At 71.3% G+C, this 23,211-nt stretch carries 25 protein-coding genes; 5 read left to right on the plus strand and 20 right to left on the minus strand.

All coding sequences use genetic code 11. The annotated features are described in order from the left end of the window. Positions 1 to 26: 26 nt before the first annotated feature. Both ABZW11_RS11540 and ABZW11_RS11545 read right to left on the minus strand, forming a co-directional pair. On the minus strand, positions 27 to 1,928 hold the full coding sequence (locus tag ABZW11_RS11540) for a nitrate- and nitrite sensing domain-containing protein (protein WP_355415265.1): 1,902 nt from the start codon (positions 1,926 to 1,928) through the stop codon (positions 27 to 29). Between the two features lie 271 nt (positions 1,929 to 2,199). Then, positions 2,200 to 2,559 (minus strand): hypothetical protein, encoded by a 360-nt coding sequence (locus ABZW11_RS11545; protein WP_355415267.1) that lies wholly within the window; start codon positions 2,557 to 2,559, stop codon positions 2,200 to 2,202. Between the two features lie 75 nt (positions 2,560 to 2,634). On the opposite strand from ABZW11_RS11545, the gene ABZW11_RS11550 reads away from it, so the two are divergent. Then, entirely contained in the window at positions 2,635 to 3,162 is a 528-nt protein-coding gene (locus ABZW11_RS11550) for a DUF6886 family protein (protein ID WP_355415269.1), read from the plus strand. Here ABZW11_RS11550 and ABZW11_RS11555 read toward each other — a convergent pair. The 9 genes from ABZW11_RS11555 to xylA form a co-directional block, all read right to left on the minus strand. Further along, on the minus strand, positions 3,137 to 4,099 hold the full coding sequence (locus tag ABZW11_RS11555) for a 2-dehydropantoate 2-reductase N-terminal domain-containing protein (protein ID WP_355415271.1): 963 nt from the start codon (positions 4,097 to 4,099) through the stop codon (positions 3,137 to 3,139). The two genes, ABZW11_RS11550 and ABZW11_RS11555, sit on opposite strands and share 26 nt — an antisense overlap. Before the next feature lie 19 nt (positions 4,100 to 4,118). Next, positions 4,119 to 4,847: a glycosyltransferase family 2 protein gene (locus ABZW11_RS11560; protein WP_355415273.1), complete on the minus strand. Its 729-nt coding sequence runs from the start codon at positions 4,845 to 4,847 to the stop codon at positions 4,119 to 4,121. Positions 4,848 to 4,907: 60 nt separating this feature from the next. Next, complete coding sequence (locus tag ABZW11_RS11565; RefSeq protein WP_355415275.1) at positions 4,908 to 5,450, minus strand: AAA family ATPase; 543 nt, start codon at positions 5,448 to 5,450, stop codon at positions 4,908 to 4,910. Continuing rightward, on the minus strand, positions 5,447 to 7,063 hold the full coding sequence (gene lysS, locus ABZW11_RS11570) for a lysine--tRNA ligase (protein ID WP_355415277.1): 1,617 nt from the start codon (positions 7,061 to 7,063) through the stop codon (positions 5,447 to 5,449). The genes ABZW11_RS11565 and lysS overlap by 4 nt, the downstream gene beginning before the upstream one ends. Positions 7,064 to 7,111: 48 nt before the next feature. Next, positions 7,112 to 7,333 carry a hypothetical protein gene (locus tag ABZW11_RS11575; RefSeq protein ID WP_355415279.1) on the minus strand — a complete coding sequence of 74 codons (222 nt, stop codon included), beginning with the start codon at positions 7,331 to 7,333 and terminating at the stop codon, positions 7,112 to 7,114. A 1-nt stretch (position 7,334) separates the two neighbouring features. Further along, entirely contained in the window at positions 7,335 to 8,672 is a 1,338-nt protein-coding gene (locus ABZW11_RS11580; RefSeq protein ID WP_355415281.1) for a S8 family serine peptidase, read from the minus strand. Between the two features lie 76 nt (positions 8,673 to 8,748). Further along, positions 8,749 to 9,849: a Gfo/Idh/MocA family oxidoreductase gene (locus ABZW11_RS11585; protein WP_355415283.1), complete on the minus strand. Its 1,101-nt coding sequence runs from the start codon at positions 9,847 to 9,849 to the stop codon at positions 8,749 to 8,751. Continuing rightward, complete coding sequence (locus ABZW11_RS11590; protein WP_355415285.1) at positions 9,846 to 10,589, minus strand: sugar phosphate isomerase/epimerase; 744 nt, start codon at positions 10,587 to 10,589, stop codon at positions 9,846 to 9,848. The genes ABZW11_RS11585 and ABZW11_RS11590 overlap by 4 nt, the downstream gene beginning before the upstream one ends. Beyond that, on the minus strand, positions 10,586 to 11,740 hold the full coding sequence (gene xylA, locus ABZW11_RS11595; RefSeq protein WP_355415287.1) for a xylose isomerase: 1,155 nt from the start codon (positions 11,738 to 11,740) through the stop codon (positions 10,586 to 10,588). Before xylA ends, ABZW11_RS11590 begins: the two co-directional genes overlap by 4 nt. An 89-nt stretch (positions 11,741 to 11,829) precedes the next feature. Here xylA and ABZW11_RS11600 point away from each other — a divergent pair, with 89 nt between their 5' ends. Together ABZW11_RS11600 and ABZW11_RS11605 are read left to right on the plus strand one after the other, a co-directional pair. Continuing rightward, positions 11,830 to 12,942, plus strand: a complete 1,113-nt coding sequence (locus ABZW11_RS11600) for an ROK family transcriptional regulator (RefSeq protein ID WP_355415289.1) — start codon at positions 11,830 to 11,832, stop codon at positions 12,940 to 12,942. Positions 12,943 to 13,086: 144 nt separating this feature from the next. Continuing rightward, positions 13,087 to 13,449, plus strand: coding sequence for a hypothetical protein (locus ABZW11_RS11605; protein WP_355415291.1), 363 nt, complete (start codon positions 13,087 to 13,089; stop codon positions 13,447 to 13,449). Here the strand turns inward: ABZW11_RS11605 and ABZW11_RS11610 are convergent. Next, entirely contained in the window at positions 13,446 to 13,820 is a 375-nt protein-coding gene (locus tag ABZW11_RS11610; protein ID WP_345393894.1) for a metalloregulator ArsR/SmtB family transcription factor, read from the minus strand. The genes ABZW11_RS11605 and ABZW11_RS11610 overlap by 4 nt on opposite strands. 243 nt (positions 13,821 to 14,063) lie before the next feature. Between ABZW11_RS11610 and ABZW11_RS11615 the strand changes: the two genes are divergently transcribed. Continuing rightward, positions 14,064 to 15,302, plus strand: a complete 1,239-nt coding sequence (locus tag ABZW11_RS11615) for a sensor histidine kinase (protein WP_355415293.1) — start codon at positions 14,064 to 14,066, stop codon at positions 15,300 to 15,302. A gap of 8 nt (positions 15,303 to 15,310) precedes the next feature. Beyond that, positions 15,311 to 16,024, plus strand: a complete 714-nt coding sequence (locus tag ABZW11_RS11620; RefSeq protein WP_355415539.1) for a response regulator transcription factor — start codon at positions 15,311 to 15,313, stop codon at positions 16,022 to 16,024. On the opposite strand, the gene ABZW11_RS11625 is transcribed toward ABZW11_RS11620, so the two are convergent. The 8 genes from ABZW11_RS11625 to lanKC all read right to left on the minus strand — a co-directional run bounded on the left by ABZW11_RS11625 (position 16,000) and on the right by lanKC (position 22,980). Beyond that, positions 16,000 to 17,685: an ABC transporter ATP-binding protein gene (locus tag ABZW11_RS11625; protein WP_355415295.1), complete on the minus strand. Its 1,686-nt coding sequence runs from the start codon at positions 17,683 to 17,685 to the stop codon at positions 16,000 to 16,002. The genes ABZW11_RS11620 and ABZW11_RS11625 overlap by 25 nt on opposite strands. Continuing rightward, entirely contained in the window at positions 17,678 to 19,390 is a 1,713-nt protein-coding gene (locus tag ABZW11_RS11630; RefSeq protein ID WP_355415297.1) for an ABC transporter ATP-binding protein, read from the minus strand. The genes ABZW11_RS11625 and ABZW11_RS11630 overlap by 8 nt, the downstream gene beginning before the upstream one ends. 74 nt (positions 19,391 to 19,464) lie before the next feature. Continuing rightward, positions 19,465 to 19,632, minus strand: coding sequence for a hypothetical protein (locus ABZW11_RS11635; RefSeq protein WP_355415299.1), 168 nt, complete (start codon positions 19,630 to 19,632; stop codon positions 19,465 to 19,467). Between the two features lie 36 nt (positions 19,633 to 19,668). Then, positions 19,669 to 19,800 carry a hypothetical protein gene (locus tag ABZW11_RS11640; RefSeq protein WP_345393909.1) on the minus strand — a complete coding sequence of 44 codons (132 nt, stop codon included), beginning with the start codon at positions 19,798 to 19,800 and terminating at the stop codon, positions 19,669 to 19,671. A gap of 37 nt (positions 19,801 to 19,837) precedes the next feature. Then, positions 19,838 to 19,972 (minus strand): hypothetical protein, encoded by a 135-nt coding sequence (locus tag ABZW11_RS11645; protein ID WP_355415301.1) that lies wholly within the window; start codon positions 19,970 to 19,972, stop codon positions 19,838 to 19,840. Positions 19,973 to 20,003: 31 nt separating this feature from the next. Further along, complete coding sequence (locus tag ABZW11_RS11650) at positions 20,004 to 20,126, minus strand: SapB/AmfS family lanthipeptide (RefSeq protein ID WP_355415303.1); 123 nt, start codon at positions 20,124 to 20,126, stop codon at positions 20,004 to 20,006. Between the two features lie 27 nt (positions 20,127 to 20,153). Continuing rightward, positions 20,154 to 20,285 (minus strand): hypothetical protein, encoded by a 132-nt coding sequence (locus ABZW11_RS11655; RefSeq protein ID WP_355415305.1) that lies wholly within the window; start codon positions 20,283 to 20,285, stop codon positions 20,154 to 20,156. A gap of 82 nt (positions 20,286 to 20,367) precedes the next feature. Next, a complete protein-coding gene (gene lanKC / locus ABZW11_RS11660; protein ID WP_355415307.1) occupies positions 20,368 to 22,980 on the minus strand; it encodes a class III lanthionine synthetase LanKC in 2,613 nt (870 codons plus the stop codon). Between the last annotated feature and the right edge of the window lie 231 nt (positions 22,981 to 23,211).

The following is a 23,211-nucleotide window of genomic DNA, read 5'->3' on the forward strand; positions in this document are numbered from 1 at the left end:
CTCGGAAGGGCCGCTCCCACGGAAGGTCAGCGGCCGGCCATGGCCGGCTGGTCCGCGAGGAGCGACGACGGCAGCGCCACCGTGGCGGTCAGGCCGCCGTACGGTGAGGACACCAGCCGGACCTTGATGCCGTGCCTGGCCGCCAGCCGGGACACCACGAACAGGCCGAGCCGGTCGCTCTGCGCGAGGTCGAACTCGGGGGTGTTGGTCAGCCGGTCGTTGAGCTCGTCGAGCTCGACCCTGGGCAGCCCGAGCCCCCGGTCCTCCACCTCCACCACCATGCCGTGCGGGCTGAGCGCGCTGCGCACGTCCACGCGGGTCCGGGGCGGTGAGAAGAGGGTGGCGTTCTCGATCAGCTCGGCCATCAGGTGGGCCACGTCGGTGACGACCGAGCCGATGAGCGCGACGGGCGGCGGCTGGAGCACCTCGACCCGCTCGTACTCCTCGACCTCGGCGACGGCGGCGCGCAGCACGTCGTGCACCGACACGGGGTTGCGCCAGCCGCGGCCTGGCGTCTGGTCGGACAGGATGATGAGGCTCTCGGCGTGGCGGCGCATGCGGGTGGTGAGGTGGTCGAGCTTGAACAGGTCGGACAGCGTCTCCGGCGCCTCCTCGGCCCGCTCCATGCTGTCGAGCTGCAGGAGCTGGCGGTGCAGCAGCGACTGGTTGCGGCGGGCCAGGTTCACGAAGACCTGGCTGACGCCGTGGCGCAGCCTGGCCTGGTCCACGGCGGCCTCCACGGCGGTGGCCTGCACGTCGTTGAACGCCTGCACGATGTCGCGGACCTCCGTGGTGTCCGCCTCCACCTGGAGGGGCGCGACCTCCTCGGCAGTGGGCGGCTCGGTGTTCGTCCGCAGCCGCTTGACCAGCCCGGCCAGGCGCACCTCGGCCAGCTCGGTGGCGGCGTCGCGCAGCGCGGCCAGCTCGCGGACCAGCCGCCTGCGGAAGCGCAGCGAGATCAGGATCGAGGCGACGACCGCGAGGAGGCCGGCGCCGGCCGCCACGCCGATCTTGATGAGCATGCCGACCGCGTCCGGCGTCACCCGATCGGCCAGCGTCTTGGTGGACGCGGTCTGGTTGCGCTGGACCGCGGCCCACAGGTTCTCGCCGTCGATGGGCCAGGTGGCCGCCGCCGCGGGCAGGCCGTCCTTCGGCGACTGGTCCTTGACGGCGTCCTCGACCTCCAGCCACTCCTTGTAGACCGGCGAGGCCGCCAGCCGCTCGTACGACGCCCGCAACCCCCCGTCCAGGTACGACATCGCCTGCGTGTGGAGCAGCCGCCTGGTCGCCACCATGCCGGTGAACGCCTCCCGCTCGCGCCCGTCCACCCGGCCCCTGGCCAGCACGGCCGCGATCACCGCCCGCTCGCGGGAGAGCACCTCGGTGGCCTCGCCCATCGTGATCAGCGCCTTGGCCTGCTGGTACAGCGTCATGTCGGGGACCAGGATCATGCTGTCGTACAGGCGGAAGGAGGCGTCGGCGATCTCGCTGTAGCCGTCGATGACGTCGATGGGCTCGACGACGGAGGCGTCCACCTGGCGGCGGATGTCGATGATCTGGGCAAGCCTGACGTTGAGCGCGCTGAGCTGGTCGAGCATCTCGGGCGGCAGGTCGCGGACGCGCGCGGCCGACGTCTGGAACCGCGTGATCGCCTGGTCGGTGGCGCGGCGCTGCTCGACCAGCGCGTCGGAGCCGCGCCCGTTCATCATGAGCCCGACGGACAGCAGCCGCTCGTTCTGCAGCGCGACGTTGACCTGCACGGACGGGCCGGTGAGGTTGTCCGACATGTCCTTGGCGGCCAGCAGGCGCAGGCCGTCGCCGCCGGTCAGGCCGGCCGCGAACGCCCACAGCCCCACCAGGGACAGCAGGGGGACGAGCAGGAGGACGAGCAGCTTGACGGTGATGGGGCGGCCACGCGTGGGGGGCATGCGACCTCCGGGTGCATGATGAGACCGCCTCGCAGATTACACCCCCCTTTGAGAGGATTTCCGGGCGTCTTCCGCGATCTTTCTCCGGCTGGACCATCGGCGTCTTCGGCGTTCCGGCCTTCACGCTGGGTCTGCTCGGGCCGCTCTCGCCCGGCACGATGCTCACGATGCTCGGTTTCGAGGTGCCGGAGGCGCGGGCCGGCGCGAGGGCAGGCTGCTGCCCTCGCGCCCGCACGCCGACGCCTGACCAGGCGCCTGACCAGACGCCTGACTAGCGGCGTTCCTCGGCACGACCGGCGACCAGGTGGTCGCCCTTGGTCGTCGTGTGCTCGCGCTCGAGCCGCCGTTCCAGGTCGCGCTTCTCGTCCTCCAGCCGGGCCACCCGGTCGGAGGCCTCGGCCCTGGCGCTGCGCAGCCGGCGCCGCTGCCGGGCCGTCCTGCGCGAACCCGAGCCCATCAGCCACAGACCCACCAGCAGGAGCGCCGTGGCGGCGGCCCCCGCGAGGAACATCTCGACGTGGCCGAACTCGAAGGTGTAGCCGAACAGGATGTACCTGGAGCTCTGCTCGAAGAGCACCAGGGCGAAGGCGGCACCGGCGAGCAGGATCAGGAGCAGTCCCAACACGATCATCCAACTCACCCCTTGTCGGAAAGAGAGGCTCTCCACTGCCCGGAGATCGGCGGGGTATGCGCGAAGATGACGTTCATGAGACCAGCGCCAGGGGAGGTCCTGCACTTCTCGGAGGACCCGGCGATCGACAGGTTCGAGCCGCATGTCGCGCCGACGAGCCGGCAGAGCGAGCCCTACGTGTGGGCGGTCGGCCACGACCGCTGCCCCGACTACTGGTTCCCGCGCGCCTGCCCGCGGGCGATGGCCTGGACGGGACCGCGCACCACCGAGCACGACGCGCTGCGCATCCTCGGCGCGGGCTGCGGGCCGCGCGTGCACGCCGTCGAGTACGCCTGGCTCAAGGCGATCATGGACGTCCGCCTCTACGCCTACCGGCTGCCCGCCGGCACCTTCGAGCCCATCGGCGACCCGCCGCACGCCATGGTCTCGACGGTCCCCGTGACGCCGCTCGGCCCGCCCGAGCAGGTGGGTGACCTGTTCGAGCTGCATGAGGAGGCGGGCATCCAGCTCAGGGTGCTGGACAACCTCTGGCCGTTCTGGAACGAGGTGACGGCCAGCACCCTGGAGTTCAGCGGAATCAGGATGCGGAACGCGCGTCGATGAGCGTGCGCACCTGCTCCGGCGTCATCGAGCCTGGAGCGAGCCGCTCGCGCGCGACCCGGTTGGCCTCCCGCCGCAGCGTCTCGTTGACCGGCGCGGGCACGCCGTGTTCGCGGCCGATCAGCACGATCTCGCCGTTGAGGTAGTCGGCCTCGATCGAGCCGCTGCCCCTGGCCAGGCTCTGCCAGGACGACCCGCCGCCGCGCTCGACGCCCTCGATGGGCCTGGCGTCCACCTTGTGGCCGCGGACCGCGGCCTCGTCCTCGGGCGTGCGGTAGGCGATGCCGGCCCGGTCGAGCACCGTACGCGCCTCGGCCCGCGCCAGCTCGACCAGTTCGGCCATGCCGGGCGCGTGGCCGACCAGCGCCTCGACGGCGTTGCCCAGGTTGCCGAGGAGCTTGAGGTATTTCCAGCGCATGACGTCGTCGGACGCGTGCGCCACCAGGCCGTGCTTGCCGAGGTCGGTGACGATCTGCTCGCCGAGCTCGTCCACACCCTGGGGATAGCGCCCGACGTGCAGCATCCCCGAGTAGGGGTACGCGTGCGCCGCGATGGTCCCCGGCGCGGGGATCTGGGCCGGCAGCCACACGCACATGCCGTAGACCCGCTCGAAGCGCCGCAGCGCCATGCGTTCGTTGGCGACGCCGTTCTGGGCGCAGACCACGGGCAGGTCGGACGGCCACGGGGCCAGCGCCGCGACGGTGTCCTGCGACTTGGTGGCCACGATGAGCACGTCGCCGCCGCGGGTCGGCACGGGACCGTCGGCGGCGGGCACGGGCAGGGTCTCGGTGCTGTCGGGGGTGAGCAGGCGCAGGCCGTCACGCTTGAGAGCCTCGTAGTGGGCTCCGCGCGCGATGAGGACGACCTCGTGCCCGCCTTGGAACAGGCGGGCGCCGATGGTGCCACCGACCGCTCCTGCTCCGATGACTATGTAGCGCATCGTCCGAGGATGTCACTCCTCATTTGGCCAGCGCCACCTGGGTGTGCGCGGTGACGGCGGAGCCGCGCGAACGCTCGCGCCAGATGGTCCGCAGCACCCGCCAGCCGTCGCGGACGGCGTGCAGGTTGCTGGTGCCGTGGATGCGGGAGCGCTCGCGGCTCGGGACCTCGCGGATGACCAGGCCGGCCTGGGCGGCGCGGACGTTCATCAGGGTCTCGATCTCGAAGCCGTCGCAGTCGAGGTCGAGCACCTCCAGGTGGCGCCGCCAGAAGGCGTTGTAGCCGTAGCAGAGGTCGGTGTAGCGGGTGCCGTAGAGCACGTTGGTGATGCCGGTGAGGAACCTGTTGCCGAGGGAGCGAATCGGGCTGAGGTCGTCCGAGCCGCCACCAGGGGCGTACCTGGAGCCCTTGGCGAAGTCGGCGCCGTTGATGAGGGTGGCGACGAAGGAGCGGATCTCCCTGCCGTCGGTGGAGCCGTCGGCGTCGATCATGACGATGATGTCGCCGCGGGCGGCCTGGAAGCCCTCGATGAGTGCGTTGCCCTTGCCGCGCCGGGTCTGGACGACGACCCGGAGACCGGGGCGCAGCCTGCGCGCGACGGCGACGGTGTCGTCGGTCGAGTTGCCGTCGACCAGGATCACCTCGTCGATCCAGTCGGGCAGCGTGGCGAAGACGTGAGGAAGGTTCTCGGCCTCGTTCATCGCGGGGACGATGACACTGACGCTCGCGGCGAAAGGCTGCTTGTTCATGGACCCAAGATTGCCCCGGACACATGCAAGTCACTTGCCAATGCCTTGCATAGATCGCGGTTATTCCTGCGGGTCGGCAATTCGTCCTTCTTTGGCCCGAAAAATGATTTCATCGACGGTCTCCTCGACCGTTTGACAGGAGGTGTCCAGCCATAGGCCGATGCGCGGGGTCTCCTCCCGGAGAGCGGCGTCCAGCTGGGTTATCGTCCAGCCGCCGCCGTATCCGGACTTGGCGCGGGCGGCCTCGCGGCGCGCGACGGCGGCCGGATCGGGCGCTAGTACGATCACATACAGCGGCCGCGAACGGATCATTTCCGTGAATCGCTGCAAATCGCCGCCGATAATCACATCTTGAACAATTGCCGTAAATCCGGCGTCGAAATACATGTCGGCTGTGGTAGCCGCCAGACGATAACGCAGCCGGAGCTGGCGCACCGCTTCGTCGCCGGCCTCCGGCGTCATCTCGGCGCGCCCGCCGACCACCATCCGGCGGAACACGTCACCGCGTACGTGCGCGGCGCGCGGCAGCCGCTCGGCCAGGGCCTGGGCCACGGTGGACTTGCCCGCGGCCGAGACCCCGGTGATCACGACGACGCCCTTCAAGCGCCCACCAGCTTGCGCACCCGGTCGGCGCCCACCGCCATCAGCAGCGTCGGCAGCCTGGGACCGGTGTCGCGGCCGACCAGCAGCTTGTAGAGCAGCGCGAAGAAGGCCCGCTGGGCCGCCTTGAGCTCGGGCGTCGCCTTCGCGTCGGCCGGCAGGCCCGCCTGGAGCTTCGGCACGCCGTAAACCAGGTCGGTCAGGCCGTCGAGCGTCCAGTCGTCGAGGCCGTCGGCCAGCAGCCGCAGCGCCTCGCGGTCGTCGGCGCCGAGCGAGTCGAGCAGCTCCTGGTCGGGCGACTCGCGCACGCGCGTGCGCGAGTCGGCGGGCAGGTGCTCGTCCACCCAGCGCTGCGCCCGGTCGAGCCTGGGCCGCGCCGCGTCCAGCGTCTCGACGCCGTCGAGGTCGCGCAGGATGCGCAGGGTCTGCTCGGCGTGGCCGGTGGTGATGTCGAGCACCGAGGCAAGCGTGCGGTAGGCGACCGGGTGGGGCGTGGGGGACAGCGAGCCCGCCGCGGTGGACACGGCCCTGTTGTACGCCGCCAGCTCAGCCGGCTGCGCCTGCCCGCCCGCGACCTTGCGGCCCAGCGCGTCCCACTCGTCATAGAGCCGCTGGATCTCGTGGTCGAAGGCGATCTTGAAGGACTGGGCGGGCTTGCGGCGGGCGTACAGCCAGCGCAGCACCGGCGCCTCCATGATGCGCAGCGCGTCGGACGGCGTCGGCACGTCGCCCTTCGAGCTGCTCATCTTGGCCATGCCGGAGATGCCGACGAAGGCGTACATGGGGCCGATGGGCTGCTGCCCGCCGAACACCTCGCGCACGAGTTGCCCGCCCACGACCCACGCCGACCCCGGCGAGTGGTGGTCGACTCCCGACGGCTCGAAGACGACCCCCTCGTACGCCCACCGCATCGGCCAGTCGACCTTCCACACCAGCTTGCCCCGGTCGTGCTCGGCCAGCCGCACGGTCTCGCCGAAGCCGCACTCGCAGGTGTAGGCCAGCTCGGTGGTCTCGTCGTCGTAGTTGGTGACCGTGGTGAGGTCGCGCCCGCACAGGTCGCAGTAGGGCTTGTACGGGAAGTAGTCGCCGCCGCGCGGCGGCTCGCCCTCTTTGGTGCGGTAGCGGGAGAGCACGGCGTCGATCCTGGCCCGCTCGCGTACGGCCAGCAGGATCTGCTCGCGGTAGGCCCCCGACGTGTACTGCTCGGTCTGGCTGATGGCGTGCACCTCGACGCCGAGTTCGGCCAGCGCCTCGCTCAGCGGAGCCTTGAAGTGCTCGGCCCAGGAGGCGTGGGGGCTGCCGGGCGGTGCGGGCACCGAGGTCAGCGGTTTGCCGATGTGCTCGGCCCACGACGGGTCGATGCCCGCGGGCACCCTGCGGAAGCGGTCGTAGTCGTCCCACGACAGCAGGTGGACGCACGCGTGGCCGCGCCGCCTGATCTCGTCGGCGACCAGGTGGGGCGTCATGATCTCGCGCAGGTTGCCCAGGTGGATCGGGCCGGACGGGCTCAGCCCCGAGGCGCAGACGATGGGCCGGCCCGGGGCGCGCCGCTCCGCCTCGGAGATCACCTCGTCCGCGAACCTGGAGACCCAGTCGGTCTCCTTACTGTCAGCCATCGCAGCATTGTCGCGGGTCGGCGCGGGTGAAGCCAACGCGTTACGAGATCAGCCGGGGTCGTGCGGCTCGATGCGGGGGTCGGCGAAGACCTCGGCCAGCTCGTGACTGACCCGCCTGGCCGCCTCCTCGGTGACCCGCAGCACGTGGCGGCCGGGAGCGACCGCCACGAGCCCGAAGTCGGCGTCGGCGTCGTCGTCGGACAGGCCGAGCAGGCGCAGCGCGTCGTCGAGGGTGGACTCGGGCGGCAGGCGGATCTGGATGATGGCCATGTCAGGCCGCGCGCGTGCGGTTGTGGCGGGCGAGCGCGGCGAGCACGGCGGGCGGGTCGATGACGCCGAAGCCGTAGTCGTGGTCGAAGCCGACCGTGCTGCGGTCGTCGGCGGTGCGGTGGAGCAGCGTACGGAGCTGGGCGGGCGTCAGCTCGGCCGACGGACGCCCGGTCCTGACGGCGGCCACCACGCCGGCCGCGACAGGGCAGGCCGCCGAGGTGCCGGTGTCGGCCGGGCCGACCGCCTCCGACCCGGCGAAGTGCGTGTAGGCGCACAGGTCGGGCTTGCGCTCCGACAGCCGGCCAGGACCCTGGGAGGAGTAGCCGACCCGCTCGCCCCGCGTGTCCACGCCGCCGACCGACAGCACCGACGGATGCGAGTTGGCGCCGGTGATGGGCCGGTCGGGGTAGCCGCAGCGCCCGTCGGGGCACTCGCGCCCGCAGTTGCCCGCCGAGAACAGGATGTCGGCGCCCGCCGCCTCCAGGCTGCCCACGATCAGGTTGAACGGGTGGGCCGGGTTGTCGGAGTAGTTGCCCGGGTGTCCCGGCGGGAAGTCCATGTCGGGCGAGAACAGCCCCCAGCTGTTGCTGACCACCAGCGACCTGGACTCGGCCGGCATGGCCCGCAGCATACGGTCGAGGTGGGCGTAGGCGGCCACGGCGTCCGACAGCAGCCCGTCGGCGAGCGTGCCGCCCTCGCGCCGGCTGAGCAGGACGGGGATGTCGATCAGGGTCGCCTTGGGCGCGGCGAGCAGCACGTCGAACGCGCACATCGAGCCGTGGCCCACCGGGTGGCGGCCCGGCCGCGCGGGCACGCCGGGCGGGCTCCAGCTCCGGTGCGCGTCGAGCGTCACGTCGTGGCCGATGCGGGCGGCGACGTGGTCGGTGTTGACGCCGCCGTCCACGACCGCGACCGTCACGCCCGCGCCGTCGTGGCCGGCCGACCACAGGTCCTGGACGTGCAGCAGCCGCCTGACCTCCGCCCAGTCGCCGACCGGGCCGTCGCCGCCGCAGGTGGGGTTGGGCTGGATGTAGGGGTCGGCGAAGATGCCGGCGACCTCGCGTACGGAGGAGGACAGCAGCGCCGAGCGGGTGGCCAGCTCGCCGTCGGAGATCTCGCCCCTGACCAGCACCGAGGCGTCCTCGGGTGCGAGCGAGAACTGCATGCGCTGGTGGGGCGAGAGCGAGAGCGGGCGGGGGACGGCGACCGGCTCGTACGCCGGGTCGATGAGGACTCCTGGCAGGTCACCGGCGACGTCGGCCGCCGCGCTGCGGACACCGGAGTCCATCACCGACGCGACGACGTCGGGGGCGGGCCGAAGCTGGATCAGGACACGCATGGGGATCCCCTTGAGGTTATTGTGACCGGACGATTACTCATGGTAATCGTGCCCGGTCTCCTCAAGGGGATTCCTCTCACAACGTCGCGGCGTGCGGGTCCCAGCCGTCAGGCAGCGGCTCGGGGGCGTCCGGGGCGGAGCCGATGTCGCGGAACTCCGCCCGCTCGCCCGACTCCGTGATGGCCGCCATGAGTTCGAGCACGTGGTAGGTCAGCTCGCCCGACGCGCGGTGCGGCGTGCCGGCGCGCAGCGACCTCGCCATGTCGAGCACGCCGATGCCGCGCCCGGCGGTCGTGCCGGTGATCGGCAGCTCCCGCCAGTCGGCGTCGCGCAGCCCGCGGACCAGCAGCGGGCCCTCGAACGTGTTGGGATCGGGCAGCGAGAGCGCGCCCTCGGAGCCGATCACCTCGATCATCCGCCGGTTGATCGCCGAGTCGAAGCTGAACGTGGCCGACGCCGTCGCCGTGCCGGGGAAGTCCAGCAGGGCGTTGACGTGGGTGGGCACGTCCACCGGGAACAGCTTGCCCGCCTTGGGCCCCGAGCCCACCTCGCGCTGGTCGCGGGCCCTGCGCGTGCCCGCCGCCACCCGGACGACGGGACCGAGCAGCGAGACCAGCGCGGTCAGGTAGTAGGGCCCGAGGTCGAACAGCGGTCCGCCGCCCGGCTGGTAGAAGAACTCAGGGCTGGGGTGCCAGGACTCCGGCCCGAGGCTCTGCGTGGCCGCGGTGACCGCGACGGGCTTGCCGATCAGTCCCGAGGCGATCGCGTGCAGGGCCGACTGCAGGCCCGCGCCCAGGAACGTGTCGGGGGCGCCGCCCACCCGCAGCCCCTGGTCGGCCGCCTCGGCCATGACCTTGGCGGCCTCGTCGGTGGTCATCGCCATCGGCTTCTCGCCGTACACGTGCTTGCCGGCGCGCAGGCTCTCCAGCGCGACGGCCGCGTGCGCGGACGGGACGGTGAGGTTGACGACGATCTCCACCTCGGGGATCGCCAGGGCGTCGGCGAGGGTGCCGGACACCTCGACGCCGTGCTCGCGGGCCACCTCGGCGGCCCTGCCGGTGTCGATGTCCGCGACGGCGAGCACGCGCACGTCGGGGAAGGAGGTGAGGTTGCGTAGGTACTGGCCGCTGATCACACCGGCGCCGACGAGCGCGACGCCGACCGGGCCGTTGCTCAATGCCCCTCCAGGGAGGTGAGGTACGTGTGGCTCTCCGCCAGGGCGGCGAAGACGTCGGTCGCGCACTCGTCGAGCTCGACCACGCGCCGGGCGTCGGGGGCGGCGGCGAGGATCTCGGGCACCGGCATGGCGCCCGCGCCCACCGCGGTGTGCGGCTCGCCCTTGACCACCGGGCCGTCCTTGACGTGCAGCGCGATCACGCGGTCCGCCAGGCGGCCGAGCAGCGCGGGCACGTCGGCGCCGCCCACGGCCGCCCAGTAGGTGTCGATCTCCAGGAACACCTCGGGCGCCAGCAGGTCGGCCAGCACCTCGATGGCGTGCCGGCCGTCCACCTTCGGCTCCAGCTCCCACCAGTGGTTGTGGTAGCCGATCCGCATGCCGTGCCGCGCGGCCTGCACGGCCAGATCGTTGAGCAGGTCGGCGGCCCTGGCGATGCCGTCGCGGGTGGTGAACTCCTCGGGCGCGATGCCGGCCGGCACGATCACCTTGTCCGTGCCGATGGTGGCGACCGCTTCGAACACCTCGGCGGGCTCACGCTGGAGCACCGCGCCCGCGTGCGTGCCCGACACGCTCAGCCCCAGGTCGTCGGCGACGGCGCGGAAGCCCTTCGGGTCGTTCAGCGGGTCGTACGGCTCGACGGCCCGGTAGCCGGCCTCGGCGACCCGGCGCAGCGTGCCGTCGCGGTCGGCGGCCAGCGCCTCCCTGACCGTGTAGAGCTGGACGCTGATCGGTCCGCTCATCCGCGTACCCCCAGGAGGTGCTCGAGCGCGAGCTGGTTGAGCCGGGTGAAGTGGAAGCCGCGGGCGGCCGCCTCCTCCACGTCGAAGTCGTCCTTGGCGAGGTCCTGCCAGGTCTCGCCCTCGGCGAGCGTGGGCTTGGCCAGCTCGTCGACGCGCGATGCCCTGATCGCCTCCTGGACCTCGGGGTCGGCGCGGAAGGCGCGCGACTTCTCCTTGAGGATCAGGTACGTGCGCATGTTCGCCGCCGCCGAGTCCCACACGTCCTGCGGGTCCTCGGTGCGCAGCGGCTTGTAGTCGAAGTGGCGGGGGCCGTCGTAGCCGCCGTTCTCCAGCAGGTCGACCAGGAAGAACGCGCTCTTCAGGTCACCGTGGCCGAAGATCAGGTCCTGGTCGTACTTCGGGCCGTGCTGGCCGTTGAGGTCGATGTGGAAGAGCTTGCCGTGCCACAGCGCCTGGCTGATGCCGTGCACGAAGTTGAGCCCGGCCATCTGCTCGTGGCCGACCTCCGGGTTGAGGCCCACCATCTCAGGGTGCTCCAGCTCGTTGATCAGCGCCAGGGCGTGGCCGATCGTGGGCAGGAGGATGTCACCGCGCGGCTCGTTCGGCTTCGGCTCCAGGGCGAAGCGGATGTCGTAGCCCTTGTCGATGACGTACTGGCAGAGGAGGTCCAGGCCCTCCTTGTAGCGGTCCATGGCGGCCTTGACGTCCTTGGCGGCGTCGGACTCGGCGCCCTCGCGCCCGCCCCAGCACACGTACGTCTTCGCGCCCAGCGAGGCGGCGAGGTCGAGGTTGCGCATGACCTTGCGCAGCGCGTAGCGGCGGACGTCGCGGTCGTTGCTGGTGAAGGCGCCGTCCTTGAAGACCGGGTGGGTGAAGAGGTTCGTGGTGGCCATCGGGACCTTCATGCCGGTCTCGTCGATGGCCTTCCTGAACGCGGCGACGGCCTTGTCGCGGTCGGACTCGACGGCGAGCAGGTCGTCGTCGTGGAACGTGACGCCGTACGCGCCGAGCTCATGGAGGCGGTGGACGCTCTCCACCGGGTCGAGCGCCGGCCGGGAGGCGTCGCCGAACGGGTCGCGGGCCTGCCAGCCCACGGTCCACAGGCCGAAGGTGAAGCGGTCGTCGGGAGTCGGCGTGAAGGATGCGGTCATTTTCGGGCCCCTGTAACTTTTAGTCCATAATCTGTACTTATCCTGAGGAGGTGGATGCCGTGTCGTCAAGAGGGGTCAGGCATGATTCCATGCGCGCCCGTAACCTGGCCGTAGTGCTGGCGACCATTCACCGATCAGGACCTCACACCCGGGCATCGCTCGCTGAGCGGACCGGGCTCACGAAGACCACCGTATCCAGCCTGGTCGCCGACCTCCTTGAGGCGGGCGCGGTGGCTGAGAGCGGCGCCGTGCGGGCCGGGGAGCGGGGGCGTCCCGGCGTGGCGGTCAGCCTCAGCGGGCACCGGGTGGCCGCGCTCGGGCTGGAGATCAACATCGACTACCTCGCCGCCTGCGTGGTCGACCTCACCCGTACGGTCCGGCTGCGGCGCATCATCCCCGCCGACAACCGCAACTCCGACCCCGCCGCCATCCTGGAGAGCCTGCGCGCCCTGGCCAAGGAGACCACCGCCGAGGCGGCCGCCGCAGGACTGCGCGTCATCGGCGCCGCGCTCGCCGTCCCCGGCCTGGTCGAGGGCGGCATGCTGCGCAGCGCGCCGCACCTCGGCTGGCGTGACGTCCGCGTGTCGGACCTCGTGGACGTGCCGTTCGAGATCGACAACGAGGCCAACCTGGCGGCGCTCGGCGAGCTGTGGTTCGGGCCCCGGGAGAGCGACTTCCTCTACGTCTCCGGCGAGATCGGCATCGGCGCCGGCCTCGTGGTGCAGGGCGGCGTGTTCAAAGGCACGTACGGGCTGGCCGGCGAGCTGGGCCACGTCGTGGTCGTGCCCGACGGGCCCGGCTGCCGCTGCGGCGGGCGGGGCTGCCTGGAGGTGTACGCGGGCCAGGACGCCCTCCTCGGCGACCTCGGCTCGGTGCGCGAGCTGGTGGGCCGCCTGGAGTCCGGCGACCAGGCGGCCCTGGAGGCGTGCCGGCGGGCCGGGCACGCGCTCGGCGTCGCGCTCACCTCGGCCGTGCACCTGCTCGACCCCGGCACGATCGTGCTCGGCGGCATCTTCGCGCCGCTGTTCCCCTGGCTGGCGGCGCCGGTCTCCGACGGCCTGGGCACGCGGCTCGCGCAGATGCGCGGGGCACCGCCCGACGTCGTCGTCTCGGCCACCGGCTCCGACGCCGCCGTGCTCGGGGCGGCCGGGCTGGTCATCCAGCAGATCATCGCCGAGCCCGCCAAGCTGCTCGGGCTCTAGCGCCTGGCCGTCAGCGCGGGCTGCGCGCCGAAGTGCGGCGCGCTTCACCCTGGACGCTTAGATCCGCATTACGCGCTGCCGGCACCGCACCCCCTTCGGCAACCGCGACCCCCTCCCCGACGCCGTCCCCCAGCAAGTCGTCCGATGCGAAGTAGCGCTCGGGCGGGGTGTGACCTGCTGCTGTACGGGACGACGGTGCTCGCGCCCGTGGTCGGCGCCACGTGGGGGGCGCTCGACCTGACCGAGGCCGTGTTCGCCTCCGACCGCAAGCCGTTCATGACCGCGCACGCCCGGATGGGCGACTCGCCCGGGGCCCGGCGCTGGCTGGCGGAGGCGGCCCACCTCGCCCAGCGCGCGCGGCGCGTCCCACAGGCGTCGAGGGCGCCGGCGATGCCGAAGGCGATCAGGCGCGGCCTGTCGGCGGCCAGGATGACGTTGCCCGGCTGGAGGTCGCGGTGCACGATCCGGCAGGCGTGCCACGTCTGCCTTGGAGACCGGCCTTACTAGGACTTCGACGGTGACGCCGCGTAGATGCGCGACGGTGAGGCCGCGTAGACGGCCGCCGAGGGCGACGCCGCGAAGACGGAGGACAGCTGGCCCTCCTCGATCGGCTGCCGGCTCAGGAGCGACAGGGCCAGCCCGAGCGCCTCCTCCATCACGGTCAGGTTGAGCCGGTACCAGATGGTGGTGCCCTCCCTTTCCCCGATGATGAGGTCGGCGCCTTTCAAGATGTTGAGATGGCCGGACAATGTCGGCCTGGGTATCGCCAGGCGTTCGGCGATCTGGCCGGCCGAAAGGCGATCATGTTTCCGAAGAATGCGTAACACTTCGCGTCGTCGTACGTGGGCCAATGCTTCGAATGTGTGATTTACCGGCACCCTCGACCACCTGTTTCAACGCTGGTCTTCGGCGAGCTCCCCGCTGCCCAAGACGTACATCGTAGATCTGGGCGGTCAGGGCTCAATATCCTGCCCGGGGCACATACGGGTCATGGCCGGGAGTCAGATGACCATGACTCGAGTCATGGCCGGGCAGTGGCGAAGCATGACCATCACCACGCTGTGCCGCGGCAAGTGGACGGTTATGCTCGCGGTGTGCCGGGCGCGGGGTCCATTCGAGACATGAGTCGTTGGGTGGGGTTCACCGACGACCGTCCTCCTCTCGTGTTCGGTGTCTTCTTCTGGGGATCCGCGCTCATCAGCGCTCTGGTGTTCCTGGCCGGATTGGCGGAGTTAGGCCGGCTCGGCCCGGCCGACTGGCCGCTGACGCAGGTATTCGTGCTGATCAGTGCCGGTGCGCTGGCGCCGAGCTGCGTGCTCTGGCCGTTCCTGCCTTGGCGGACGCAGCCGCCGCCGCTGCGCAAGGCGGTGACCGTGGCGTTCCTCGCCACGAGCCTGCTGCTCATGCTGGCCGGCGGCATCGCGGCGCTGCTGATCGTCAGCGTGGCGGTGGGCAACGCGCTGGTCGTGTTCGGGCTGCGGGGCAGCATCGCGTACGCGACGACGGCGGGCCTGTTTCACTTCGGGGTCGGCGCCGTCAATCCCGGGCAGGCGACGCTGGCGGCTGTGCTCAACGGGGCGAGCGTGCTGCTCCTGTGCCTGGTCATCATGGTCGTGGTGATCGCCATGATCGAGTCGCAGCGCCGCGCCGAGGTCACCAGGCAGCTCCTGTCCGACCTCGAAGAGGCCCACTCCGAGCTGCGCCGCTACGCCGCCCAGACCCGCGACCTGGCCATCGCCCAGGAGCGCGCCAGGATGGCCAGGGACATGCACGACTCCGTCGGCCACTACCTCACGGTCATCAACGTGGGCCTGGCCAACGCCCAGCGCTACCGCACCGCGCGCCCCGAGGCCGCCTGGGAGGAGGTGCGGCAGGCCAAGGAGCTGACCCTGGAGGCCCTGACCGACACCCGCCGCTGGGTGCGCGCGCTCAGACCACTGCGCATGGAGGGCCGTACGGGCATCGCCGCCCTGCGCGCGCTCGCGCAGTCGTACGGCTCCGCCGACACCGACGTGACCTTCACCGCCACGGGCGCCTGGCCGGACGTGGACGAGAACGGCGAGCTCGTCTGCTACCGGATCGTCCAGGAAGGTCTGACCAACGCCCTGCGCCACTCCAAGGCCCGCCACATCACGGTCACGGTCGACGCCACCCCCGAGCGGGTGCGGGTGACGGTCTCCGACGACGGCGCGGGCACCGGGGGAGAGGCGATCGCGAACGGGTTCGGGCTGCGCGGCCTGCGCGAACGCCTGGAGTCGATCGACGGGTCCTTGGACGTGCACAGCGATCCGGGGGAGGGCTTCACGCTTGAGGCCACGGTGCCGGCGCGAGCCACGGATATGGGGGGAACGACGACGTGATCCGGGTCATGCTGGTCGACGACCAGATCTTGATGCGTGAGGGCCTGCGCAAACTGCTGGAGATCGAGCCTGGCATCGAGATCGCCGGCTCCACCGGCAACGGCGCCGACACCCTCGCCCTGCTGGCGGACACCCCGCCGGCCGAGCATCCCCATGTGGCGCTCGTGGACGCCCGCATGCCCGTCATGGACGGCGTCGAGCTGGTCGAGCGGTTGCGTACGGACTTTCCGCGGATCGCCTCGGTGATCCTGACGACGTTCGACGACGACGACTACATCTTCGGCGGGCTGCGCGCGGGCGCCAAGGGCTACCTGCTGAAGGACATCCCGCCCGACGAGCTGGTGACGGCGATCAGGCGGGTGGCGCGCGGCGAGACCGTGCTCGGCGGCACCGCGACGGAGCGCCTGGTGGCGGCCTTCCGCGACGGCGCGCACCAGCCGGACCCCCAGCCCGATCCCGAGCCGGAGCCGCCGGCCGAGCCGCCCTGCGGCCTGTCCGACCGCGAGTACGAGATCGCCATGCTGGTCGGCTCGGGCGCCTCCAACAGGGAGATCGCGCGAAGCCTGTACATCACCGAGGGCACCACCAAGAACCACATCTCCAACTGCCTGCGCAAGCTGGGGCTGCGCGACCGCACCCAGCTCGCGGTCTGGGTGTCGCAGAACCCGCCCCACCAGAACCCGCCCCAGCAGGCCGGTCAGCCGCCGACCAGCTCGGCGTAGAGGTGTGAGGAGCCCAGCAGCCCCCGGTGGTCGCCGAAGCAGGCGCGGGTGCCGTCGAGCAGCAGGATCCGGTCCGCGCGCAGCGCCGACGACGCCCGGTGCGCGATCACGATGAGCGTGCCTGGCCGGGCGCGGAAGGCCAGCTCGGCGCGGGCCTCGGCGACCGGGTCGAGGTGGCAGCTCGCCTCGTCGAGTATGACCACGCGGGCGCGGCTCACGTAGGCCCTGGCCAGGGCGATCAGCTGCTTCCCCCCTGCCGACAGGCGGGCCGGGTCCACCGGCGCCGCCCGCCCGCCGAGCCCCGTCACCAGGACGTGCGCGCCGACCTCGCGTACGGCGTGATCGAGCTCCTCCTCGCTCGCATCAGGAGCGAGGTAGCGCAGGTTCTCCTCGACCGTCCCGGAGAAGACGTACGACTCCTGCGGCACCAGCACGATGTGCTCCCTGCGCCGGTCGGACGGCAGCCGGTCGGGCGCCGTCCCGCCGACCCTGATCCGGCCGCCGTCCGGCACGGCGAGGCCGGCCAGCAGCATGGCCAGCGTCGACTTGCCGATCCCGCTGGGGCCGACGATGGCCAGGTGGCCGTCCGCTTCGACGGTGAAGGACAGGTCGCGCAGGACCGGCTCCACCTGCGTGCCGTAGGAGAAGGTGAGGTTCTCGACCGTGATGTCCGTGCCGTGCAGCACCGTCGCCGGGTCGCCGGAGAGCTCCCTGCGGGCCGCGCCGGCCTCGGCGAGCCTGCGGACCGTGACCGCCAGCTGCAGGCCCGCGCCGCCGATGACCTCGGTGAGCATCCGCATGGCGGGCTCCAGGTGCGTGCTCAGGTAGGTCGCCGCGCCGACCAGCACGCCCACGGTCGTCCCGTTGCTCACCAGCCACGGCGCGGCGAACAGCAGGCACAGCAGCGGCAGCTGCCCGCCGAGCGTGGTGATCACGCTGCGCGTCGCGGTGGCGTGGGCCAGGCGCTGCTGCGCGCTGCGCTCGCCGGCCATCGCGGTGGTGACGGCGCCGACGACGGCGTCCTGGCGGCCGAACGCCGCGATGTCGCGGTGCCCGGCCAGCGCGCCGCCCACCTCACCTGCGACGCGCTCGTTCGCGGCGATCGCCGCGCGCTGGCGGTTGACGAGCTGCCGCAGCAGCCCGGCGAACAGCAGCGCCGCCACGAGCACTGGCGGCAGGGTCAGCCAGACGATCTCGGGGGCGAGCGCGCTCAGCCCCGCGACGGCCGCGACGACGGTGAGCACGAACCGCCGCAACCCGTTGAGCAGCGACGAGACGGCCTTGCGTACGGACTCGACCTGGCTCGTGGCCCGCGAGACCGCCGCGTCGTCCACGCCGTCCCCGCGCACGACGCCGGTGACCACGGCCCGCAGCAGGTCGTCGCGGAGCGGCTCGACGATCGCACCGACGACGGGGGAGGTGAAGCGCGAGGCCACGGCGCCGATCGCGTACGCGAGGAGCATGCCGCTCAGCCACCACAGCCCCGCGGACACCGAGCCCCGCAGGAACCCCTCGTCGATGGCCCTGGCCATCAGCACGCCGGTGGTCATGGCCGGCACGGCCTCCAGCACCGACCAGCCGGCCAGGACGATCAGCGACCGGCGGCGGCGCAGCAGCGAGCGGCGGATCAGCCGCCAGCTCACGACGTTCTCGTCAGGCACGGCTCAGCTCCCGTTCCTCGCGATGGTGGTCTTCAGGGCCGGGCTGGAACAGCCGGCGGTAGTCGGCGACGCGCCACAACTCCTCGTGGGGCGCGAGCGCGCGGATCCTCCCCTGGTCGAGCCAGGCCACCAGGTCGGCACGCGCGGCCACCGAGAGCTTGTGGGTGACGAGGAGCCTGGTGAGGTCCGTACGCGCGGCGACGGCCTGGCAGATGCGCAGCTCGGTGACGCTGTCCACGCTGGACAGGGCGTCGTCCATGATGAGCAGCCGGCCCTGGTGCGCCAGGCCGCGGGCCAGGCCGAGCCGCTGCTGCTCGCCGCCCGACAGCGGGGTGCTCGCGCACGGGGTCAGGTAGCCGTCGGGCAGGCGGCTGATGAACAGCTCCGCCTGCGCGGCCAGGGCGGCCTCGCGGATCCTGTCGGGGGCGGCGCCGAAGCGGATGGCCTCGGCGAACGTACCGGCCAGGTAGGAAGGCCGTTCGAAGGCCCAGCCGACGGCGGAGGCGAGCGCGCCGGCGGACAGCTCGCGCAGCGGCACGCCGTCCAGGAGCACGCGGCCCTCGTCCGGGTCGATGAGCCGGCCCGCGACGGACGCCAGCGTGGACTTGCCCGAGCCGGACGCGCCCACCACCGCGATCGTGCCGCCGCCCGGCACCCGCAGGTCGACCCGGTCGAGCACCGGCCCGTCCGGGCCCACGACCGTGACCCGCTCGAAGACGAGCTCGCCTGGCCCGGCGGGCAGCGTACGGTCACCGTGCCCGGTCACCGGGACGGACAGCACCTCCTGCACCCGGCGGGCGCCCGCCCGCGCCTGGGCCAGCGCCATGAACATGTTGGCCTGGCTCAGCAGGCCGAGCGCCATCCCCGCGTAGCCGGCCGCGGCCGTGAGCCGGCCCGGCGTGATGTCGCCGCCCACCAGCGCGTACCCGGCGGTGGCGAGCACCGCGACCTGGATCAGCGGCATCAGCAGCGCGGCGCGCAGGTTGAGCCGGCCCTGGAGGTTCCATGAGTCGCGCCCGGCCTCGTGCAGGCCCGGCAGCTCGGACAGGACGCGATCGATCTCCTGGCGCTCGGTACCGGCCGCGCGTACGGTGCGGATGCCGGTCAGCACCTCGACCAGGCGTCCCGAGATCCGGCCCTGGATGGCCAGGTACGTGGTCAGCAGCGGCGAGATCCGGCCGACGAACGCGCGGATCATGAGCGTCGCCAGGGGAGCGCCGACGAGGAAGGCGACCGCCAGCCGCAGGTCGATCAGGCACAGCGCGACCAGCGCACCCCCCGACACCAGCAGCGAGGACGCCCACACGGTGAACAGCGGCACGACGGACGCCGCCTCCGTGATGTTCGTCAGCAGCCTGCTGGTCAGGTCACCGCCGGCGAACCTGCCGCGGTCCCTGACCCCGAGCCGCAGCACGTGCGTGAGGAAGCGGCGGCGAAGGTCGAGGACGAGCGAGTTCACGCACCAGGTGGCGATGACCTGGTTCGCCACCTCCGTCAGGAGCAGCAGGCCCACCAGGGCCGTCAGCAGCAGGAGCGCGGTGTCACCTGAGCCGGTGAGCCGTTCGTCGATGGCCGCGGCGACCAGGGCGGGCAGGGCGATGGCTGCGGCGGAGCGGCAGAGGTTCAGGGTGAGGAGCGCGGCGTTCCAGGCCCAGCCGGACCGCACCGTACGCGCGAGAAGGCGGTCCGCGTCTGTCCAGGTCATGCGTGGGGCCTCCGTGGTCGGGAAAGGGGACGGCCGGGGTGCGGTGCGGGCACCCCGGCCGGGTCATGCGGACGTCACATGCAGATGGCCGCGCTGAAGGTGCTCAGGGTGGCGCAGATCGAGTAGCTCAGCGTGCTGCCGGCGCAGGCGACGGTGGCGCTGGCGCTGCTGATGATGGAGTCCGGCCCTTCGCCCGCGGCGGCGGCTCCGCTGCGGCCCTGGAGGTTGAGGACGTAACCCATGGTCGTTTCCTTTCGATCGTTCTTCGGGGAGGGGGACTAGCAGAGGACGACGCTGGTGGTGCTGAAGCAGGTGACGGGGCTGAAGAAGCTGAGGCTCTGCGGCTCGGGGCCGTCCGCGGCCCTGCCCTCGCTGACGCTCTTCACCTGGAGGTCGAGAACGAAGCTCATGATGGTTTTCTCCGCTTCTGTGAGTGGTCTGCCGGGATCAGGTGGTGATGCAGAAGATCTGGCTGGCGCTGCTCAGGCAGGCGAACCAGCTGTTGGTGCTGATCGAGAGCGCGGCGTCGTCGGCGGGGGCGCCGTTCCGCGTCATCTCCTGGAGGTTGAGCACGTAACCCATGGCGATGTCTCCTTAGGTGGTCGGCACGGGCTCAGCAAAAGGCCCAGCTGGCGTTGCTGAAGCAGAGGGACAGGCTCGCCGAGCTCGGCTGGGCCATGCCGCGGTCGGTGCTCTGCTCGGCGCGGATGCCCTGGAGGTTCAGGATGTACGACATATCGGCTTTCTCCTTTCGGGGTGAGAGTCAGCAGCCGACGAGGGTCCAGCCGCTGACGCACAGCGACGGGCTGAGGGAGCTGGGACCCAGCGGCTCGTAGTCGCCGTTGGCCCGGTCGGCCGCGACGGTGCGGCTCTGCAGGTCGAGGAGGAACGACATGGTGGTGTTTCCTTTCTGGTGATATGCGGGGCGGATCAGAAGGCCGTACGGCCTTCCGCCGGTTGGGGCCGGTCTTCGTCTCTCAGCCGGTCTCGCGGCTGGAGAAGGGGTGGAGGAAGGGAAGCAGGGGCAGGCCCGGGTCACGCAGGGTGGCCAGGGCGTGCAGGACGCCGGCGCTTCCCGTGGCGAAGTCCATGGACAGCCGCATGAGCTGGTCGCCGGGGAAGGCGATCTCGCCCTTGAGCCCCACCATGTGCAGGCGCAGGCGGTCGCGCTTGGTCGCGATCAGCTCGTCGATGCGGTCGGTGTCCTGGTAGAGCCGGCGGATGTGGTGGAGGAAGCCCATCTGGCCGGCCGTGCCGTAGAACACCATCGGGCAGATGTGGAACTCCGCGTGCGCGGCGCGGCGCAGCCGGTCCATGGCCACCGACAGCTCGTCGGTACGCCGGTGCCGCAGCAGCTCGCTCAGCGCCAGCCCGATGCCGGTCGAGCCCACGCCGATGTACGGCATGGTCCGCCAGCCCTCGTTGACGTACAGGACGTCGTTGTCCTCGAAGAGCGTGCAGCAGTCCAGCTCGTAGCCGATGGCGCGCTCGGCGAGGTCGAGGAAGGCCGAGTCGCCGGTGTCCTCGAAGAGCCGAACGAACAGCAGGGCCTGGCCCGAGGCGCCGTGCATCAGTCCCGCCCTGCGGTGCCTGCCGTCCTCGCCCTGGGCCATAGGCGGCTGGTTCGTCAGCCGGTCCGCCAACTCCTGAGCGTTCTTCAGCGCCGCGTCCCGCAGGCCCTGATCGTCCAGCTTGGTGGCGAAGTAGAGCTGGTTGAGCGCAACCCCGCTGAGCCCGCTGAGCAGCTCATCGGCGAGCGTCACCCGGCCGGCCTCGTCGATCAGGTCGAGGACCTCCAGCGCGGCGTCCCTGCGGCCGATCTCCTCGAACGCGTACGCGATGCCGTGCAGGCCGTCGTAGAAGCCGATGCGGTGCAGGCCCTTGTGGTTGCGCACCCGGTCGAGCAGCCACTGCTCGTGCTCCTCGTTCCGGCCGTGGCCGGACTTCGCCATCGCGTACAGGACGCCTGCGGCGCCGTAGGCGAAGCCGTAGCCGTCGAGCTTGAACTGCTCGACGTCGCCGGGGAAGAGCCGGTCCTCGCGGTCGGGGGTGGCGCTGGCCCACAGGGCACGGGCGATCGACGCCTCGATGGCCGGCCAGTCGCGCTCCGCGCCGTCGTGCCCACCGATGAGGGCGCTGGTGTGGGCCATCTGCTCCTCGGTCCCCGCCCAGTCGGACGGGCCGAGGTCGAGCAGTTCGAGCACGCGCTCGCCCCAGCCCGCGGGCACGGGGAACCGGCTCTCGACGAAGTCGACCAGCGCGCGGGCCCGCGTGGTGTCGAGGGTGAACAGGATGGTGAGCGGGACGAAGGGGGCGATCTTGAGGCAGCCCAGCGCGTACCGGTCGGCGGAGAGCGCCTCGCGCTTGTCCGGCGGCACGAAGCCCGGCGCGCCCATGCCGATGCGCTGCTCCTGGTCCACGTAGGTGGCCAGCTCGAAGTCGACCAGCCGCACCCGGCCGTCCTCGGTGATCATGATGTTGTTCGGGTGCAGGTCACCGAAGGCGATACCGCGCTCGTGCAGCGTCGCCACCACCTCTTCGAGCTGGTCCGCCATGTCCACCGCCCATTCGGTGAACTCGCGCAGCTCCTCGTCGGTGACGTTCGCCTTGATGAGCGGGGTCCGCTGCACCATGCGCTTGTTGAGCGTGACGCCGTCGACCAGCTCCTGCACCAGGAAGTGGTGCTCCCAGAGCTCGAAGTAGTCGTAGCAGTCGACGACCGCCTCCACGTCGGCGAGCTGCTTGAGGAACTCGTACTCCCGCTTGAGCCGGCTCACCGCGTCGCGGCCGACCTGGTCGAGGCCGGCGCCCGGGCGGGCCTCCTTGAGCACCACCTTCCTGCCGGTGGCCTTCTCGACCGCGGTGTAGATTCCGCCGCCGTTCGAGAAATGCAGGGCGGCATCGATCTCGTACGGGAAGTCGGTCGGCGGCTCGCCATTCTTGCGGTCCTCCAGGAACGGGTGCAGGAATGGCGGGGGCTCGACCCAGTCGGGCACGTGGAAGACCGGGTCGCGCTTGTCGACCACCAGCTCTCCGTCGGGCGTCTCGATGGCCATGGCTGGCTCGCCGAGGTCGTTGCGGGTGAACCGCTCGACGAACCCGCCGTAGCGCAGGTAGAGCGGCCCGTCCTTCCAGCGCAGGTCACTCAGGATGTACGGCCCGCCGAACCTCTGCAGCTTCGGGTCCAGGTCGTCGAGGATCTTCTCCAACTGGACGTCGTCGGCCGGGTAGATGGTGATGAACTTCCCGCTGCCGCCGCGGTCGGCGTACTTCAGGTTGCGGCCGATGAACGCCGCCTCGCTGGTCAGGAACTTGAACGAGATCTTCTGCTCGATACAGTAAGCGGCGGTGATGTCGAGCACCTGCTGCGCAGTTTCGCGAGTCGCCGAAACATGAATTTTCCAGCCCTGTGCGGGAAACGTCGACGATTCGCACATGTAGTTGTACCAGGGGCCTTTGCGGAGGGTGATCCAGCCGTCGGGGGCCGGGCTCTCCGCCTGCCGGTAACCTTTCTGCGCGGTCTCCCACTTGGCCGGCTCCTCATAGAAGAGCCGGTCGGCGAAACAGTATTCGAAGTACTGCAGTTTCATCCCAGCGCCTCCCGCACCGATGTTCCGGGGTACGGCTCAAAACGATAAGCAAGCCGGAAGGCTTGTCCAATTACCGAGTGTGATCACGGGCGGCCGTGCGAACCCGCCGGGAGCCTGTCGGTCGGGCTGGAGCGAGACGCGTCAGGGATGTGGAAAGTCACGCTCCGTGAAAGTCCTCTGGCATTTCAGGCCGACGCCTGGCCATATGCTGTCGAGGGCGTTATCGTCGAT

Origin of the sequence: Nonomuraea sp. NPDC004580 (genome assembly GCF_040609855.1) — a bacterium.
GTDB classification, from domain to species: Bacteria; Actinomycetota; Actinomycetes; order Streptosporangiales; family Streptosporangiaceae; genus Nonomuraea; species Nonomuraea salmonea.